General features: G+C 63.9%; 11 protein-coding genes. 6 read left to right on the forward strand and 5 right to left on the reverse strand.

Annotation, left to right across the window (positions count from 1 at the left end):
- Window positions 1-32: 32 nt before the first annotated feature.
- The 3 genes from VGU00_RS05730 to VGU00_RS05740 form a co-directional block, all read right to left on the reverse strand.
- Window positions 33-1,232 carry an alpha/beta hydrolase gene (locus tag VGU00_RS05730; protein WP_327466418.1) on the reverse strand — a complete coding sequence of 400 codons (1,200 nt, stop codon included), beginning with the start codon at window positions 1,230-1,232 and terminating at the stop codon, window positions 33-35.
- A gap of 84 nt (window positions 1,233-1,316) precedes the next feature.
- Window positions 1,317-2,372 (reverse strand): aldose epimerase family protein, encoded by a 1,056-nt coding sequence (locus tag VGU00_RS05735; RefSeq protein WP_327466420.1) that lies wholly within the window; start codon window positions 2,370-2,372, stop codon window positions 1,317-1,319.
- Window positions 2,373-2,407: 35 nt separating this feature from the next.
- The gene (locus VGU00_RS05740) at window positions 2,408-4,084 is read right to left on the reverse strand and encodes a tannase/feruloyl esterase family alpha/beta hydrolase (RefSeq protein WP_327466422.1); all 1,677 of its coding nucleotides are present in this window, start codon (window positions 4,082-4,084) and stop codon (window positions 2,408-2,410) included.
- A 171-nt stretch (window positions 4,085-4,255) separates the two neighbouring features.
- Between VGU00_RS05740 and VGU00_RS05745 the strand changes: the two genes are divergently transcribed.
- The 3 genes from VGU00_RS05745 (at window position 4,256) to VGU00_RS05755 (ending at window position 8,802) form a co-directional block, all read left to right on the forward strand.
- Window positions 4,256-4,855, forward strand: coding sequence for a PAS and helix-turn-helix domain-containing protein (locus VGU00_RS05745; RefSeq protein ID WP_327466424.1), 600 nt, complete (start codon window positions 4,256-4,258; stop codon window positions 4,853-4,855).
- A gap of 246 nt (window positions 4,856-5,101) precedes the next feature.
- Window positions 5,102-5,842 carry an SDR family NAD(P)-dependent oxidoreductase gene (locus tag VGU00_RS05750; protein WP_327466426.1) on the forward strand — a complete coding sequence of 247 codons (741 nt, stop codon included), beginning with the start codon at window positions 5,102-5,104 and terminating at the stop codon, window positions 5,840-5,842.
- 362 nt (window positions 5,843-6,204) lie between these two features.
- A complete protein-coding gene (locus VGU00_RS05755; RefSeq protein ID WP_327466428.1) occupies window positions 6,205-8,802 on the forward strand; it encodes a glycoside hydrolase family 2 TIM barrel-domain containing protein in 2,598 nt (865 codons plus the stop codon).
- Between the two features lie 219 nt (window positions 8,803-9,021).
- On the opposite strand, the gene VGU00_RS05760 is transcribed toward VGU00_RS05755, so the two are convergent.
- Both VGU00_RS05760 and VGU00_RS05765 read right to left on the reverse strand, forming a co-directional pair.
- Window positions 9,022-11,178 (reverse strand): DUF6351 family protein, encoded by a 2,157-nt coding sequence (locus VGU00_RS05760; protein WP_327466430.1) that lies wholly within the window; start codon window positions 11,176-11,178, stop codon window positions 9,022-9,024.
- Window positions 11,179-11,484: 306 nt separating this feature from the next.
- Window positions 11,485-14,172, reverse strand: a complete 2,688-nt coding sequence (locus tag VGU00_RS05765) for a TonB-dependent receptor domain-containing protein (protein WP_327466432.1) — start codon at window positions 14,170-14,172, stop codon at window positions 11,485-11,487.
- Between the two features lie 225 nt (window positions 14,173-14,397).
- Here VGU00_RS05765 and VGU00_RS05770 point away from each other — a divergent pair, with 225 nt between their 5' ends.
- Genes VGU00_RS05770 through VGU00_RS05780 form a run of 3 tightly spaced genes read left to right on the forward strand, consistent with a single transcriptional unit; the run spans window position 14,398 to window position 18,940 of the window.
- Window positions 14,398-15,663 (forward strand): MFS transporter, encoded by a 1,266-nt coding sequence (locus VGU00_RS05770; RefSeq protein ID WP_327466434.1) that lies wholly within the window; start codon window positions 14,398-14,400, stop codon window positions 15,661-15,663.
- A complete protein-coding gene (locus VGU00_RS05775; RefSeq protein WP_327466435.1) occupies window positions 15,660-17,909 on the forward strand; it encodes a glycoside hydrolase family 3 N-terminal domain-containing protein in 2,250 nt (749 codons plus the stop codon). The genes VGU00_RS05770 and VGU00_RS05775 overlap by 4 nt, the downstream gene beginning before the upstream one ends.
- Window positions 17,903-18,940 carry a LacI family DNA-binding transcriptional regulator gene (locus VGU00_RS05780; RefSeq protein ID WP_327466437.1) on the forward strand — a complete coding sequence of 346 codons (1,038 nt, stop codon included), beginning with the start codon at window positions 17,903-17,905 and terminating at the stop codon, window positions 18,938-18,940. The genes VGU00_RS05775 and VGU00_RS05780 overlap by 7 nt, the downstream gene beginning before the upstream one ends.
- Window positions 18,941-18,955: the final 15 nt, after the last annotated feature.

The following is an 18,955-nucleotide window of genomic DNA, read 5'->3' on the forward strand; positions in this document are numbered from 1 at the left end:
AGCTGCGCGCAACCCGGCCGCTCAGGACGGGATCACCGCGCGATGTGCGAGCGGAAGAAATTGATCGTCGCCTGACGCACCGTCGCGTGTCCGATGCCGGCGGCGTCAAAACCATGCTCGCCGTAGGGAATTGAGATTGTCTTGACCTCGACGCCTGCCCGGCGCGCCGCGGCGTCATAGGCATGCATGCTGGCGGGCGGCACGAGATGATCATTTTCGGTGATGAAGAGGAGCGTCGGCGGCGTCGCGCGGCCGAGATGCGCGGCCGATGCCGTAGCCGCGTAACGGGCCGGGAAACTGGCGGGGCTCCCTCCCGTATATTGTTCGGCCATCACCCTCACGCCCGCGCCGGTCGGCATATAATCATTTGCCCATACCGCCGCGATGTCGGCCGCGGGGTAGACAGCGCTTACCGCGCCGATCCGAGGCACCGAGCCTCCGCATGCCGAGGGAAGCGTTCCCGCGTTCGCCATGCTGGCGAGGTTCAGCACCAGATTGCCACCCGCTGACTCACCGAACAGGCCTATTCGGCCGGGATCGCCGCCACGCTCGGCGATGTGATTTGCGGTCCATGCGAGCGCGCAGCCGAGCTGGCCGTGCACCCGGTCCGACAAATGCCGCTTCGGGCCGGAAAGACTATATTCGATCCCGACGGTGAGCCAGCCCTGGCGGGCGAACCAGCGCATGTCGGTACCGCGCCCAAGAGCATCCCCCGACGTCCAGCCGCCTCCGTGAACATAGGCGAGGACCGGCCAACCGCCAGGCGGCGGTGCGCCTGCCGGGCGCCAGATATGGAGAGTGAGGTCCTCGCCGAGATCGCGCAGATAGGTCAGCGTTTGGTCCGGGGGCGCCGCCGGGCCGAGCAGTCCGCCGGAACCGAAAGGCGCCCCGGCCGACAGGCGAATGTCATTCCGCGCTGCCATAGACAGCAGCCTTACCGTCGCGACGGTGGCGCCCAGCGCGGCGAGCCCGGCGGCGAAGACGAAAATCGATCGAGCACGTCCCGACGCGAGGCGCGCCATGACGAGCGCGCCGACGATGGCAACGCTCGCGATGGCGGCGGGCCAGATCGAGAGTGCGAGCGAACCGAAAACCCCGAGAAAGGGGAGGGCGGGGACAAAAGCGCCCAGTGTCAGCGCAAAGCAAAGAAGGACGATCGCGCCGATGACCAGCAGGGCGATCCTCCTTGACCATTTCGCGATCGGTCGCGCTGGTGTCGCCGCATCTTTCATCCGTCATTCTCCTTTTCGCGGCGCCGATACATCATGGCCGGAAATGCGCGATCAATTAGCAATCAGTTCTGACTGGATAGTCCGCTATCTGGACGCGGCCGAAACGTCCAGAGCGTAGAGACAACGGCTCCGAAAGACCGTGCCGGGCAATAGCCAGTCGTCCGGGAAATCTTCATGGCTGTACATGTCGGGGAAGCCTTGGGGCTCAAGGCACATGCCCGCGTGCCGCTCATAGACGGCGCCGTCCTTTCCGACGATCCCGTCGAGACTGCCGCCGGTGTAGAGGTGCAGGCAGGAACGATCGGTCGACAGGGTGAGCCTGCGGCCTGACGCCACGGATTCGAGGCAGGCCGCCAGGCTGCCGGCCGCATCTGCGTGGTCGATCACGAAGTTGTGATCATAGCCGCGAAGCGGAGGGCGAGGATCGGCTCCGATCGGTCGCGATTGCCGAAAATCGAATGGCGTGGCGTCGACGGCCTCGATCTTGCCGGTCGGAAGCAGGTCGGTGCCGATCGGCGTGAAGCGACTGGCAGCCAGCGACAGGCGATGATGCTCAAGCGTTCCGCTCGCATGACCGTCGAGGTTGAAATAGGGGTGGATCGTCGGGTTGAAAGGTGTCGGCGCGTCGCAACTGGCCTCGATCTCGACCGAAAGACGGCAGGGCGGTGCGAGCGTCCAGGTTGCCGCGACCCGCAGATTGCCCGGATAGCCTTCGTCGCCGTCCGCGCTTTCGACTTCGAACCGGACCGAGGGCCAGTCGCCGTCGCGTATGCGGGCATGCCATCGCAAACGGGACAGGCCGATCGGCCCGCCGTGCATCTGATGGCGCCCGTGGTTGGGGCGAAGCGCGAGTTCGCGATTTCCCCTGACAATCCGGGCTTCGCTGATCCGGCCGGCACAGCGGCCGATCACTGCGCCGAAATAGGCATTTTGGGCAAATTGCGCCGGCGCGTCGCCGCATGCGAGCACGATATCTTCGCTGGCTCCGTCGCGGTCCGGGCAAGTGAGGCCGACGAGGGCCGCACCAAGTTCGCAAATCGTAGCTTTGTTGCCATTTGCGAGGCACAGCTCGTAGACGAGCATTTCCTCACCATCGGGAAGGCGACCGAACCGCCGCTCGACGACGAACCCGCGCGTCATTGTCGCTCGCTCCGGCGGCTTTGCATGGAAATGGCCTAGCGAAGATAGACGGCGGCCGGGCGCGCATATTTGGGAACCGGCGCTTTCATGCAAACGAAGCTCGTCGCGGAGTCCGGATTGCCCTTGCCGTCGTAGCGCGCGATTTTGGGAAAGGCGCAGATCGGCCGCATGCCGAGACCCTTGCCCTCTTCGCCCGGTTTCGCGGGCGTTTTGATGAAGGACTGCCGCGCGAGGATCATGTCGGGGGCTGGCCCACCCTCGCTCCAGCGGTCGAGAGCAAGCAAGAGGTCGTTCTCGGGCGTTGCATCCCTGAAGTAAGGAATCTCCGCCAATTGGCCAAAGATGCCATAGCCGCCGCCGGCACAATGGCTCATCCCGGGCACCATGAAAAGGCGCGCAAACGAACCCTTGTCCAGGCCGCCGGCCTGCATCCGCTGGTAATAGTCGAGCGAATCGGTCGCTGTGATCAGCCCGTCTGCCCACCCGTGATGGATGATGAGCTTTCCGCCGCGCGCGGCGAAGCGCGAGAGGTCGGGATCCATTGCGTTGACCTCGACAGCGAGCCTGTCGTCCATCTCTGTCATGTCGCGGTCGAAGTCGAAGCTCTCCGATGCGCGATCGGGCGGCAACGACCAGTGGGTGATATTGAAGTCGCGCGACAATGCTGTGTCGCCATAGACCGACATGAGCTGCGGCTCGGACCCGAGGACGTCGCCGAAATATATCAGCTCCCCGGTTCGCGGATTACGCGTTCCGGCATAGATTTTCTCAAGCGCGCGGACCTGCGTTTGCGAAAGGCAGCTGTCGCTGGCCGCGCCCGGCTTGCAGGCGAGCGGGCGCGGCGAGATCGTGCACTGGAGCGGGTTGGTCAGGAACTTGTCACCCGGCGCGCCGCCGTCGCGGCCGCCGCACGCCTTGATGATCGACTGCTGCCACGCCGTGATGAGCGGGGTGGAGATGGCGGCGCCGGGCTGCATGCCGAGCTGCCGCAGCGCCGCGAAACGAATATGCAGCCGCGTCCGGTTGTGCGCGGGCGCGCCCGCGATGATACCGTCATAATCGTCCGGATATTTCTGCGCCTCGGAAAGCCCCTGGTGGCCGCCCGTCGAGCATCCGACGAAATAAGCCTTGCTCGCCTTGCGGCCATAATATCGAAGGACGACATCCTTCGCCAGCAACGTCATCTCGTGCGTCGCGCGGTACGCCCAATCGCGGACGGCTTCCGGGCGCCCGTCGCCAAAATTGAAACCGATCCCGGTTTGCCCCGCCGGATAGCTGCCAAGGTCCGTGGTCGCTGCCGCGAAGCCACGGCGAAGACCGCCCGCAAGAGACGTCGGCGATATTTTTCCGGCGGCGCCGCCATTTCCGATCCCGAGCAGCTTGCCATTCCATTTGTCGGTGGCAGGCATCCAGATCTCGATCAGGATCCGCGACGAGGGGTGCGGGTTCGCGACCGCGAAGATACGGCAAAAGGACGGCAAGCCGGTGATCTTGACGCCGTCGGACCCGCTATAGTCACCCGCGGGAACATCCTGGGCGAGAACGACGGTCGCAGTGCCGATCCGGCTGCCGCTTCCCATTGCTTCGCACGGTGTCGCGGCGGCGGCCGGGGTGGCGGCGAGAGACGAAGCTGCGAGGCCCAGTGTGCCCCAGACCATTCGGCGGAATGCACGGCCGCCGCCTTGCAGCCGCCAGCAGCTTGTCATGCCCATCGATATATCTCCCGTCGGTCGACCCTGCCTTCCTCGCGGGTCCTTCCTGCATGGCGTGGGCCGTTCTCGGCGCAGCGTCAATAATCGTATATTTACGAATGATTTTTGCAAGCAATCTTGTCTGTATCATGCGCCGCATGCCATTTTCGTTCCGGCGTGCTAAGGAGAGGAATGGCTCCCGAACTCGACACATCGGCAATTGAAGGCGGTCTGTCCGCGCTCGCATTCGAGCAGTCGCCCGTCGCGACCATTTACACCGAGCAGCGCATCATTCGCCGTGCGAACGCAGCCTTCGCGGAGATGTTCGAGCTTCCGCGTGGCTCGATTGAAGGCCTCTCGACCGAGCTCTTCTATCCCTCGCATGACGATTCCGAGAGGGTCGCGGGTTCGGCATATCGATCGCTGGGCAAGACCGGTCTTCATTCGGACGAGAGGACCATGCAGCGTCAGAGCGGAGCGCTCTTCTGGTGTGCGGTGAGTGGCCGGTCGCTAAGCCCGGACGATCCCTTTGCCCAGTGCGTCTGGTGTTTCCAGGACATGTCGCTTCATTGGAACCTGAGCGAACTGCGCCCGCGAGACCGCGAGGTCGCAATCCTCATCTGCGAGGGACGGACGGCAAAGGAGGTCGCGCGCCTGCTTGACCTGTCTCCCCGGACGGTCGAAACCTATCTTGCCCGGATCAAGCATAAGCTTGCGGTTCGTAATGTCGCTGAACTCGGCATGCGCCTCCGCCCCGCAGCAGGCGTCCCGAACCAGGAGGCGTCACTCTAGGAAGCCTTGTCTCTCGCTCCAGAGGGGGACTCGCGCACAGTCCGATGCGCCGAAGCGACGGCCTGGTCCGGGCTCTCATGCCGAGGCCCCAAGAAGCTTCTCGGGGGTTGTGCCTGCGGCGGTGATTACCGACCCGGTTCCGTCGGTGCCGAGGTTGTAATTTTACGATAGTTGCACGCCGCCGCGCGGAAGCGCACGAAGCAGTCTGGGAAAACCGGCGAGTGCCTGACTGGAGAGGAATTCGGAGTGAGCGCAGGGCGTCTTGCGGGCAAGGTCGTGCTGGTAACGGGCGGGGCGTCGGGGATCGGCGCGGCGTCCGCCGACCGTCTCCGGGCCGACGGTGCAACGGTCGTCGTCGGCGATCTCAAGAACGGGGAGGCAGGCGGCGATAGCCTGCACCTCGACGTCGCGGACGCAGCGTCGGTCGATGATGCGATCGAGACGATCGTCTCGCGGCACGGCCGGCTGGACGGACTTGTCCATAGCGCCGGCGTCGCGCGCACCCTGCCGTTCCTCGAGACGCCCGTCGCAGAATTCGACCGGATCATGGCCGTCAATCTGCGCGGTACCTTCCTCACGTGCCAAGCGGCGGCGCGCGCGATGCTCCGGACCGGCGGCGGCTCGATCGTGAATATCGGCAGCGTGTCGGGCATGCTCGGCAATGGACGCCGCTCGGCCTATGGCACGTCGAAGGCTGCGGTGATCCATTTGACCAAGATCATCGCGGTAGAGCATGCACGCGACGGGATACGCGCCAATGTCGTTTGTCCCGGACCGATCGACACCCCGCTGGTGAACGCCTTTTATACCGAAGCGATACGAAAGGAATGGACCGACCGGGTCCCCATGGGGCGCTTCGGAGCGCCGCAAGAGGTCGCGCCGCTAGTCGCTTTTCTGTGTTCCGATGACGCGAGCTATGTAACCGGCCAGACGATCGCAGCCGACGGCGGCTTCGCGATTGCGGGCCTTCACGACGATGCCGGCTAGAGGGTGTCGCCGACCGCTCGCCTTGACGCGTTCGCTGCGCTCATCCTTTTCGCCCGCCTTCAGGTCGTGGCCATTTGCGTGGCTGGGGGCTGAGGCAGATATGCCAACGACCGATCGCGCGGTTGTGGCGCCGATGTTCAGCGGCCCGATCACGGAGACGCTCCGGAGCTACGCGAAGATCTTTTTGCCCGACGACTCTCGCCGCCGTAGGCCTTCCGGCAGGCTGCTCGCCGCCGCTGCGCCGTGGTATCCGGGGCTGACCGGGCAGAGGGCACAACGGAACCTGCCACGATCTGGCGGATCCGGGGTGGCGAGCCTTCCGCTCTGATGGGGGAGATGATTTGGACGAGAGGAACTCGAAGATGAGTGAACACCAGACGCATGGGTTCAGTCGCCGCGGCGTGCTTTCGGCCGGTGTCGCCGCCGCTGCCTGGGCGCTCGGCCCGACAGGCGCTGTGAGGGCTGCATCGCCGGGCTTTCCACGATTGACCACCTCCTTCGACGCAGGATGGTTGTTCTGGCGTGGCGACGTCGACGGCGGCGAGCGGCCGGAGTTCGACGATCGAGGCTGGTCGAGTGTTCATTTGCCCCATGACTGGGGCATCGAAAATATTCCCGGAGCGCCCGGGACGACGGGCGATTGGGTCCCACCCACCGCAACCTGGACGCTCAAGCGTGCGCCGCGGACTGCAGAGAATATGATCAGCGGCTACGAGAAGCCGCTCGTCGAGGGGGCGCCGAGCCGGGTCGGTCCGTTCGATCTTGCCGCTGCCTCGCCGATGGCGATGGCACGCGGCGCGCTTCCAGGCGGCACCGGCTGGTATCGCAAGGCGTTCGTCGCGCCCGCGCTGCGCGTCGGGCAGCGCGTGGAGATCCAGTTCGATGGCGCCTATTCCGAAAGCGAGATCTGGCTGAACGGCGTCAAGCTGGGCGGTAATGTTTACGGTTTCGGTGCCTTCTCGTTCGACATTACCCCGCATCTGAAGCCGGGGCAGCGCAACCTGCTGGCGGTGCGTGTCGTCAATGTCGGCGACACCGCACGCTGGTATACCGGGTCCGGCATCAACCGTCATATCTGGCTGAACATCACCGGCCCGGTGCGTATCGTTCCGTGGGGCGTGGCGGTTTCCACGCCCAGAGTCGACGAGGGATCGGCCGAAGTACAGGTCGATGTCGAACTTGAGAACCACCTGGCAACGCCGACATTGGCGCAAGTCGCGGTCGAGCTGCGCGCGCGCGGCCGTTCGGTCGGCCGCGGGGAGGCGCAGGTCTCGTTGTCCGCAGGGGCGAAGGGGACGGCGCAGGCAACGATCTCGCTGCCGCGCCCTTTATTGTGGAGCATGGAAGCGCCCAATCTCTACACCGCCGAGGTCACGGTCAGCGCGGCCGGGGCGGCGACCGACCAGGTCTCGACCCGCTTCGGCATCCGCACCATCGCGGTATCGAAGGAAGCCGGACTGCGGATCAATGGCCGGCAGGTGAAGCTGAAAGGTGCTTGCGTTCACAGCGACCACGGCATCATCGGCACCGCCGCCTTCGACGGGGCGGAACGGCGCAAGGCCGGGCTGCTCAAGAAGTTCGGCTATAACGCTGTGCGCCTCAGCCACCACATGTTTCCCAAGGCGTTTCTCGACGCATGCGACGAACTGGGCCTGCTTGTCATCGACGAAGTCTTCGACATGTGGGAGGAAGCCAAGACGCCAGGCGACTATTCCAAGCATTTCAAGGCGAACTGGCGCGCCGACATGACCCGGTTGATCCGCCAGGATCGCAACCATCCGAGCGTGATCTTCTGGAGTCTCGGCAACGAGATCCCGGAGCGCGAGAAGCCGCGCGGCGCGGAAATTGCCGCGCAGCTTCGCGAATTGGTGCTGTCGCTCGACCGGTCGCGCCCGATTACGGCGGGGATCAACGGATCGACCGGCAAGAAGGGGGAGATTACGCGCGCCAGCCTCGACGTGGTGGGCTTCAACTATGAGCTGCCGGACCACATCAAGGATCACGAAGCCTATCCAGACATGATCATGATGGCGACCGAACAATGGGCCGCCGACATCCATGACGGCTGGCGGCTGACACAGGCCAATTCGTGGATGCTCGGCGAATTTGTGTGGACTGGAATCGACTATCTCGGCGAAGTGGGCGTGGGCGGCACCGACCTCAGGCCCGCGGGCGAGAAACTCGACTGGAGGTCATTCGCGATCTTCCTGTGGGATTATCCCGCATTCGTTTCGGGCTGCGGCGAGATCGACATCCTTGGCCTGCGCAAGCCGCAGGGGCTGTATCGGGATGTGTTGTGGGGCAACAGCGCGCTGGAATTGCTGGTGCAGCGCCCGCTGCCCGAGGGGATGGTCGAACGGCGGGGACCGTGGTCGTGGCATGACGAGCTGGAGAGCTGGAGCTGGCCGGGCCATGACGGCATGCCGATGATTGTGCGCGCCTATAGCTCGGGGGACGAGGTCCGGTTGATGCTCGACGGCAAGGAGGTCGGTCGCAAGCCGCTTGCGGTTCCGGCCGACCGGCTGACGGCAAGTTTCGAACTGCCGTACCGGCCCGGCGAACTTGTCGCCGTCGCCTATCGCGGCGGACGCGAAATCGCGCGCAAGGCGCTTGTGACCACAGGCGAGCCGGCGCAGCTGCGGCTACGCGCCGAACGCGTCCGCCTTGCCGCCTCGCCCAACGACCTAGGTTTTGTCTTTGCCGAAGTGCTCGATGCCAAGGGCCGACTGGTTCCCGATGCCCAGGTCCCGCTCACCTTCCTGCTCGAAGGCGAGGGACTGATCAAGGCTACGGGATCGGCCAACCCGCGCGGCATCAAGAGCTTTACCGATCCTCGGACACTTACCTTCCACGGGACCGCGCTGGCGATCGTGCAGCCGGGCTATGAGCCCGGTAAGGCAACCGTTCGTGTGACGAGTCCGGGCCTCGGGAGCGGCTCGCTTGCCCTGAAAATCGGCTGAGAAGGCACGCCTTTACGCGCAGTCCCGTCCTCAGCGCGGTGCAGCGAACTTTTTCAGCTACGGTGGCGAGGGGAGGGGCAGTGACATGGAAATCGGGCGGCGTGCCCTTGGCTGCGGCGCTTTGGCGGGCCTTGCAACGAACCAGCACTCGCTGCCCCGGACCGCTTCATCCCGCCTGCATATTGTGACAGCGAGCGCACGGGAGCGGTCGGATGCCCTTCAACGCATCGGCACGGCGGAGCCCGGCGTCGGATAAGCGAGCCAGACACCCTTCAACCGGCGGTAGCCCACGCTGTGCTTCGAATAATCGCACACGCCGGCTGCGAACACCCTCTTCAACCGTGCGATCAGTTCGGGCGGCATGCCGGGATAGTCCGCCGCGCGGAACGGGCGCAGCTGGCATTTCAGTACGTCATTGGTCAGCGGTGCACCGGCCGTCATGCGCGGATCCTCGAAATAGGGGAGCTTGCTGCCGCAGGCGCCGACATTTGCAAGGGACGACGCCTCGTTTATGCGGGTGCCGTCCGCCATGAAGCAGACGTCGGTGGCGAGATCGGCGGGCTTGTTGGCGGCCACTCGCACTGCCTTGCTGCGATAGCGCCTCGCATCGCCCGCCATGTTGCCCAGCCATTCATCCATTTTGAGCAGGGCAAAAATGTTCATCTCCCGGGAGTTGGACGCCGCGCCCGAGCCGGCGCCGGTGGCCCCGGGCGCTTCGGCGCGAACCATCACATGTCCCGCGGCATTGCCATTGGCGCGGATGATGCGCGCCCGCGTCGTCTCCGACTTCACCGCGTCGTGCACGTCCGGGCCCCGGCCGGGATTGCCGCGCAGATCGATGACGGGCAGGTCGCCCAGATTTTCTGCCTGATTGATACGGCCATTTTCGAACATTCGTCGGAGCGCGAGCGGATCGGCTACAGCCCGGGCCGGGCGAAAGTCGCCATCATCGTCCATGCCGCCGATTATCTCGTTCAGTTCGACAAACTGCTCGGGCGAGATCGCGCCGCTGCGATAGGCCTTGAGGCCATATTGGACGCCGACATTGTCGTAGGGGCGATAGGTCTTGCCGGTGTTCGGATCGAACCCAACCGAATTGCGGGCTGACGAATAGATGTCGCAGCGTGCGCCGCGCGGGTTGCTCACCGGGTCATAGGTGAGCTCGCGCGGAATGATGCGGTCACAAATGGGCGGCCGCCCAGGTTGCGAGGGCTTTGCCTGGACCCATTCGGGGGAAAAGAACATGTTCCATTGCGCGCATGTCTTCCAGCTATTGAGGCCCGTGGCTGCGCGCTGCTGCTCCTCGGTCCATTTTTCTCTCCCACGCGTGAAGGCGCGGGCCATCAGGGCGCAGTCCACCGGATAGGCGGACAGCGAAAAGAGATCGGGAAAAGAAGACCCCGGCACGATCCCGTCAAGAATGCCGGGATAATTGTTGGCGATCAGATGCTGCTGCATAGAGCCGCCTGAGCCGCCCCAGCCGATCGTGTAGACCGGAGGACCGAAGGTTTCGATGAAGTGTTCCTTCACCATCGAAGCCGTCTCCGCCGACACCAGATCGCTGCCGACGATGCCGAACACGTTGAGGCTGGAACTGAGGACCGCGTAGCCGCGCGAGAGCTTTTCATGATCGAGCGGCTCGCCCATGAGCGCGCCTTGATGATAGCCCGACGTCGCGCCGCCGCCGAACACATAGACGGCCCGGCCGTTCCAGCCATTGTAACGTGCGGTTGGCGAAGGAGCATCGTCCACGGTCGGGTCGAACAACACCGCGGTTTGATAGATTGCGCGGTTGATCGTGCCCGTCTCAATCCGGACGATGTAGTTGACCGTCCGGCCGGTCGTCGTCGTGGCCTTCCCCATATCGGCGGGAAGCGCCGGCCCCTCAGGTAGCGGCTTGAAATCGCGGCCGTTAGCGGGGCGATAGACATATATGACCTTGGTGGGGGCGTTGCAAAAGGCGTCCTGCGCGGGTCCGAGCGTCGATCCGTCAGGAAGGCGGAAGCGCTCGGTCTCGCAGATGAAGGGCTGTTGCTGCGGGCCTGAAAAGATCGGGCCGTTGCGGCTGTGATTGACCAAGGTTGTCCCGACCGACCGCCTTCCCATAGTCACGGTCAATTTGTTTGGTCCGCTTGTGAGGCCGTCGACCAGCCCGATCATCGATCCGCCCTTCAGTTGAAACCGGGACGTCACGTCGGCGTCGCCAAGGGTCACCCTTATACCGGAAGAGTCGCCGCCGCCCGGCGGGGTGACCGCGATCAGCGCATCTCCGTCACTCACCATATCCGGGCGGCTGGAGAGAACGGTGACAGTCTGTGCCGATGCCGACGAGACACTGGCTAGTACCAAGGCTGCCGCGCCTGTGATCAGTTTCATTTTCAAAGCTCCCCGCCGCAATTGTTCCCGTGCCTCCCATCGCGGGACACGCCTTCAGGAGAGGCAGGGCAGGGCATTGTTACCGATTATCCTGAACGCGACTAGGATAAAAGCAATCGTGATTGTTTTTAACATACAGCCGGGCGGCGGATTCGGGTGCGGGTCAGGCGTCGGCAGGTGATGCGAACGACGACGGGACGGGGCTCCGGCCGCCTCGAATGGCCGACCTGTGTTGCCACAATCCGGCCGTGGCGCAGCCCGTCCCGGTTGAAGCGGCGCCTCGGCAAGGGCGCCGCTTCTAGCGCATCAGAACCGCTTGCGGATGCCGATTTGAACCAGCCGGCCGAATGTGCCGCCGTTGGTATAGCCGTTGTCTGCATAGTAGACCGGCGGGTCGGTATCGAACAGGTTGCTCACGTTGAGTGTGAGCGATGCATCCTTGAGGATCCCCGTATCTGCCAGATCATATTCGAAGAACAGGTCGACGGTGGTGAAACTCTTCACGTGCGTCTGCGTCCCGAACAACGGATTAACAATCGTGGGATTGATATCATAGCCGCCGCTGTGGCTCGCAGTCACGCTCCCCGACAGCTTGCCAACCCTGGCGCCGGCCGTGGCGACAAGGCTGAGGCGGCTGGCGCCGGGGGTCTTCAACGCGTTTGAGAACGCCCCGCCCGCGACGGGAGAGATGCGGCGGTTCAGGATGTACGACCCGCCGATGCTGCCAAAGACATCGCCGAACGACGTCGTGCTGTTGTAGCTGGCGAGGAAGTCGATACCGTCCTGCTCGACCTCGCCCAGATTGTTGCGCCGCGCGTCGAGCAGCACGTAGGGCGGCAGGCCGGCGAAGGCTGCCTCGAGCGTGGTCCCACCCAGGACCGGGAAGCCGGCGGCGACCGATTGGACATAGGCGAGCGTCGGGTCTTTGACGACGAAGGGCGCGTATGGGGCGGCATAGACGCCAGGGCTGGTGAACGGAATGAGGGCGATTTGATCGGTGATAGCGATATTATAATAGGTCGCACTGAGCGTCAGACCGGGAACCACGGGGGGGCTCACATCCGCGCCGATCGACCAGGTCGTCGCCTTTTGCGGCCCCAGGTTGGAGTTGCCGCCTGCCAGCACGAGCGTCGGCCTGAAGAAATTTGCCGCGCCGTCGGCCGGATCAAGCCATGGGCTGACCGGAACGAAGAAGACCACATTGTCCGACGAGCTGGTGTCCGCGAGGCTTGGCGCGTTGAACGCCTTGCCCCAGTTGCCGCGGACGGCGATCCAGTCGACCGGCTCATAGGTGATGCCGAACTTGGGATTGAAGGTGTCGCCGAAATCCGAATAATCGTCATACCGGGCCGAAGCTGAAAGTCGCAGCGAATGGACAGCAGCGAAGCTGTTATCCGCTCCGACGATCGGGACGACAATCTCGCCGAACACCGACTTCACCGTACGATCGTTCCGGGACCGCGGTGCGGACCTGTAATTGTTGTCCGGGACCTGCCCGTTGAACGCGTCGAATGTCTCCTCGAAAATTTCCGCACCGACGGCGAGGCGAACGTTGCCGCCAGGCAGATTGACCAACGTGCCGTCCACGACAGTGCGAGCGTTGAACAACTCCTGTTTGCCATGGCTCCTGTTCTGCTCGAATATCGATGCCAGAACTGCCGGGTTGGTCGCGCCGAGATTATACGGGTTGAGCGCGGTGGCGGTCGTCGTGCCAGCAAGCGCTGCGCCCTGCGCGCCCGCGTTGATGGCGGGGCTGGTGGCGTCGAGGATGCTCACGCCAAAGCTGCCAAGCGCGCGCAATTGCCAGTCGCCGCCCAGCTTGGCGGTGAAGCTCGGGGTAATCTGGAACTCGTCGAGCTTGTTGGGCGCTCTATTGTCCTGCAGACCCGCATAGGAAAAGGCGACGGTCTGCGTGCCCGGATCGTTCGGGGCGATCGGGACATAGAAGGGGTTGCCCGACGTGATCGTGCCCGTTTGGCCCCCAGATGCGATGCTGGCACTGAGATCGATATAGTTGGTAAGTTTTCGCTGCGTGTAGAAACCCCGGATGTCGAAAGACAGCCAGGAGCTCAGGTCCTGGGTCAGGCCCGCGAAGACCGAATGGCGCCGCTCCTTCGGGTAGATCGACAGATTGTCGGTGCTGTCGCAGATCGTGATCGTGCCGGGCGTCCGGCCGGGCAGGGCATAGGTCGTCGTCACGCCTGCTCGCGTCACGCTGACGGTTCCCGGGGGGCAGAAGCCGGCATTGGGCGACGTCTGACGAACATAATCGCGGTCGCGGCCGAAGATCGCGTCGTGAGCGGAAAAGGCATAGGAAACGAAGGCAGAGCCGCTGCCCCAGTCCTTGCCTGCGGTCACATTGGCGTCATAGGTCTGGTAGTTGTCCGCGAAGCCGGCGCGTCCCGTGACTTCTACCCCGTCGAAGCGCTTCTTGGTAATCAGGTTGATCACGCCGCCGATGGCATCCGACCCGTAGATCGCCGATCCGCCATCGGGCACGACTTCGACCCGCTCGAGCATCCCGGGCGGAATGACGTCGGGGTCGGGAGTCGTCTGGAGCACGCCCGCAGGAACAGCACGATGGCCATCGATCAGGATCAGTGTTGTCGATCCGCCGGCAGCGCCGAGATTGCGGATGTTCGGCCGGTTGATCTGAAGTCCGGAGCCGCCCTGGATGGTGGGGGTCTGGTTGAAGGCGCTCGTGATCTGCGGGATCCGCGCGAGTAGCTGGTTGGTGCTGGTGGCGCCGGACGCGACGACGTCCTCGCTCGTCAGGTTGACGACATTGGTGCCGGTCGGTGCGACGCCCCGTATCAGCGTGCCCGTGACAACAATATCCCCCTCTGGCGCTTGCTCCTCAGAAGCGGCGGGCTGAGCCGCGCCATCCGGTTCGTTGGTCGCCGATGTGGATTGGGCCCACGCCGGTGCTCCTGACAGGACCCAAACGGCCGCGGATGCAGTCACGTAAAGGCGGCTTCTGTACGAAAATGCCATGATCCCTCTCCCAGATATTTTTTGCGTCCTGCGCGAGATCCAGAGCGGGGTGCGTCTTGCGGCTTACGAGATGACGCGCCGCCGCAGCTTCAGAGTCGCTAGACAAGCTGTCACTATCAAAATGACAAACGTTGTCAATTGATCTATTTTCGGTTCGATAAAACGCTAAAAATAACGCATTGACCGAAATGACAACGTTGGATCATAAGGGTCGGGGAGGTGGCTATGCAGGAGTCTCAGGGGGTTAAAGGGGGTGTGCGCCAGCCGCAGCCGCCACGAATCGGGCCGGCCCCCCTCAGCTTGTTCGTGCTTGCGCAAATCGGCAGCTTCCTGAGCTTCGTACCGCTCCTTGCCATTCTTCTGCCGCTCAAGGCGCAGGCCATCGGAGGTGCGGACAAGGCGTCCGCCTTGGCCCTCGTCACTATATGCGGTTCCGTCATGGCCTTTTTTGCCAATCCGATCGCAGGCAGCATCAGCGATCGGACGCGGTCGCGCTGGGGCCGCCGGCGTCCGTGGATCGTGGCGGGCGCGGTCGGGACCGTTATCTCTTATGCGGTGATCGCGCTCGCCAACTCGCTGCCGGCCCTCGTCCTTGGCTTCGTGCTGTTCCAACTGACGTTCAACTTCCTGTTTGCGCCGCTGAACGCCGTCGTCCCCGATCGTATCCCGGACGACCAGAAGGGATCGGTATCGGGCCTGATCGGCCTGGGGCTGCCCGTCGGCTCGGTGCTCGGGGTCACGCTGATCGGTCGCCTGATCGATGACAGCGCGCTGCGCTTCGTCGCGATCGCCGTCATCCTGTTGATCAGTGTTCTGCCCTTCGCCCTGTTCGTCCGGGAGGATGTCCCGATCGAGGCCGAGCGGGCCGCCGCGCTGCCGCTCTGGGATTTTCGCGTGAACCCGCGAAAGCACCCTGACTTTGCCTGGGCCTGGCTCGCGCGGTTCCTCGTGATGATCCCCTACAGCCTGGTGACGGGTTACATGCTCTATTATCTGCAGGACGCCGTAAGATATCAGGAGCTGTTTCCAGGCGCGAAGGCCGAGCAGGGTCTGGCCACGCTGACTGCCATCTCGACGTTTACGAGCGTGGTTTCGACGCTGGCTGGCGGCTTCCTTTCCGACCGGCTGGGGCGGCGCAAGATTTTCGTGCTGGCCGCCGGAGCGACGATGGCGGGCGCGATGGCGATATTTGCGCTTTTCCCGACCTGGCCCGGCATGATCGTGGGCTATGCCTTTTTCGGCCTTGGCATCGGCTGCTTCTTTGCCGTCGACATCGCGCTGATCGCGCAGGTTCTTCCTCCGGGCGGCGATGCCGGCAAGCATCTCGGCATCATCAACCTGACGAACATCTTCGGACAGACGCTGGCGCCTCTGGTGGCTGTGCAGGTGCTTGGCGCGACCGACAATAATTATCCGATGCTGTTCGGCATCGCCGCCGTGATTGCCCTGACGGGGGCCGTCCTGGTCAAACCGATACGAGGTGTGAATTGACCATCGCTTCCGATCTGTACGCCCAGCATCGACACGATCATGACGGATTTATCCGTCATCTGATCGAGGCGATGACGCTGCGCCAAAAGCTGGGGCAGCTCTGCCTCTACTCCGTCGAGCAGGACTTTTCGGCCGATCTGTTCAATCCTGTCTATCTCCCGGTGCCGCGCGACGAACGGCTTGCATCGATCGGACGGGGCGAGATCGGCGGGTTCTTCAACGCGGTCGGTGTGAAGGATTTGCTCCCGTTGCAGCGGCGTGCGGTCAACGAGAGCCGGCTTGGCATCCCGCTGATCTTTGCCGCCGATGTGATCCACGGGTTTCGCACCATCTTTCCGGTGCCTTTGGCCGAGATGGCAAGCTGGGATCCCGATATCGCTCGCCGGACGGCAAGTGCGGCGGCTGCGGAAGCGAGTTCCGCCGGCGTGGACTGGACATTCGCGCCCGGGGTCGACGTGGCGCGCGATGCACGCTGGGGCAGGATGGTCGAATCGAACGGCGAGGACGTCACGCTTGCCTGTCGCTTCGCGAGCGCTCGCGTGCTGGGCTATCAACGCGGCGATCTCAGCCGCGCGGATGCCGTGATGGCGACGGCGAAGCATTTTGTCGGCTACGGGGCGGCCGAAGCGGGCATGGACTACAACCGCGCGGACATGTCGTGGCAAACGCTGCTGGAACACTATTTGCCACCCTTCAAGGCGGCGATCGAAGCGGGCGTGGGCTCGGTGATGACGGCGTTTCACGACATCGACGGCGTGCCCTGCACCGCGAACGACCGACTGCTGCGCGGTGTGTTGCGCGACCAACTGGGGTTCGAAGGCGTGATCGTGTCCGACTATACGTCGGATTATGAGCTCGTTGCGCACGGGCTTGCCGAAGATTCGCGGCATGCCGCGCTGCTTTCGCTGCGGGCGGGGCTGGATGTCAGCCTCGAAAGCGGGATTTTTCTCGAGCATGGCGAAGCCTTGGTCGAGAGCGGCGAGGTGCCGATCGAAGTCATCGACGCAGCGGTGACCCGGATGCTTCGGGCCAAGCTGGCGCTCGGCCTGTTCGACGATCCGTTCCGGCGGCTTCGACCCGATCGGGAGGAAGCCGACAAGCCGGCGCACCTGCCGCTGGCGCGCGAGGCGGCGGCCCGGAGCCCCGTGCTGCTCAAGAATATTTCCGCTTTACCGCTGGCGCCCGGGTGCAAGGTCGCGTTGATCGGGCCTCTCACGGACGATCAATCGCATTTGAACGGCTGCTGGAGCATCTTCGGCTCCTCGGCAGATCCGGTGACACTCAAGACGGCCATGATTTCGGAACTCGGCGCGGAGCGCGTCCTTCACGCACCCGGTTGCGCGCTGACCGAGCCTATCCCGGGCGGCATCGATGCGGCGTGCGCCGCGGCGCGCGCGGCGGATGTCGTCATCCTGGCGATCGGCGAAAGCGAACGCTGGTCGGGTGAAGCGCGATCGCGCGCCGAAACCAACCTTCCCGAGGCCCAGCTCGAACTTGCCCGGGCGGTTTCCGCCTGCGGCAAGCCCGTCGTGGGCATCGTGACGACCGGCCGGCCGGTGCCGCTGGCCGAATTCGAACCGCTGTTCGACGCCATGCTGATCGGATGGTTCCTGGGCACCCAAAGCGGACCGGCGCTGTGCGATCTCCTGACCGGAGCGGCCCAGCCACGCGCGCGCCTTCCTGTAAGCTTTCCCCGGCATGCCGCGCAGACCCCCTTATATTATAACCGGCCTGCTACAGGGCGGCCGTGGAAATATGACGGGGAGCCTTTCCGCACGGCATATGAGGACCTGCGGCCAACACCGCTTTACCCCTTCGGCTTTGGATTGACCTACACCAGCTTTGTCGTGGGCGAAACGCGCGTGGATAGCGAAAGCTTCACGCCCGACCGGCAGCTGACGGTCCGCGCGACGGTCGCCAATACGGGCGAGCGGGCGGGCGATGCGCTGCTGCAGCTTTATGTCCGCGATCTCGTCGGCAGTGTCGTGCGGCCGGTTCGCGAGTTGAAGGACTTTGAATGGGTCGCGTTGGAACCTGGTGAACGAAAAACGGTCAGTTTCTCGCTCGCTGCGGAGCAGCTTCGCTTTCCGGATCGAGACGGAAACATGATCCTCGAGCCGGGCAAGTTCGAGCTATGGATCAGCGATCATGCCGAAAGCGGTGTCAGCACGATTGCCACATTGCTTGCGTCGGATAAAAGTCCCACCGGTGCCCCTCAACTGATTGCCGGTGAAATGGAATGCTGAAACCCCCGACGATCGTCGATGTTGCACGCGAAGCCGGGGTGTCGATCAAGACCGTTTCGCGGGTCCTCAACCGCGACCCGAGCGTGAAAGTGTCAACACTTCGCCGCGTGAACGACGCGATCGACGAACTGCGTTATCTGCCGAACCTCGCGGCGCGCAGCCTGCCGGGCGCCCGCAATTATACGATCGCCCTATTGTTCGAAAATGCGATTTCGGACTATCAGGGCAAGGCGCTGAAAGGTGCGATCGAACGATGCCGGCAGGCCGGCTATCGCGTCTTTCCCGAGCCGCTGGACGTGACCTCACCCGACCAGGACGAGGCGCTCAAGGACATCCTGCGCGGATTGCGCGTCGATGGATTGATCCTCGTCCCGCCGCTGAGCGACAATCCGCGGGTCCTTGCGATCATCGATCGTTCGCGCATTCCCTACGTGCGGGTTTCTCCGCAGGTCGACGTCTATCGCTCCGCCTTCGTGAAAATGGAGGACGAACGGGCCGTATTCGAGATGGTCACCTATCTCGCGGGCCTGGGCCATCAGCGGATCGGCTTTATCGGCGGCAATTCCGATCATCCCAGTTCCTCGCTCCGCCTCGCGGGCTATCGCCGCGCGCTCGACGAGCGCGGTATCGCGTTCGATCCCGACTATGTCGAACCGGGGCTTTTCACCTTTCCCTCGGGACTTGAGGCGGCCGAACGTCTGCTGGCCCAGCCGATACCGCCGACTGCGATATTCGGGGCAAATGACGAAATGGCGTTGGGCGCGCTTGCCCAGGCGCATCGTTTGAACCTGCATGTGCCCGAGGATCTTTCCATCGCCGGTTTCGATGACTCGATATTCAGCTCGGTCGGTTGGCCGCAACTGACGACGATCCGGCAACCGACGGAGGAAATGGCGGCGGAGGCGGCAGCTATTCTGATCGATGGCATGGCGCGCGATGTCGCCGAGGATGGGTCGGCAACGCATCGCATCCTGCCGTTCGAGCTTGTTGTCCGCGAATCCACCGCCGCGCCGCGAGCGCGTAACGAATAGGGCCCGCGACTATGA

The sequence above is a fragment of the Sphingopyxis sp. genome, from assembly GCF_035944815.1.
Taxonomy (GTDB): Bacteria; Pseudomonadota; Alphaproteobacteria; order Sphingomonadales; family Sphingomonadaceae; genus Sphingopyxis.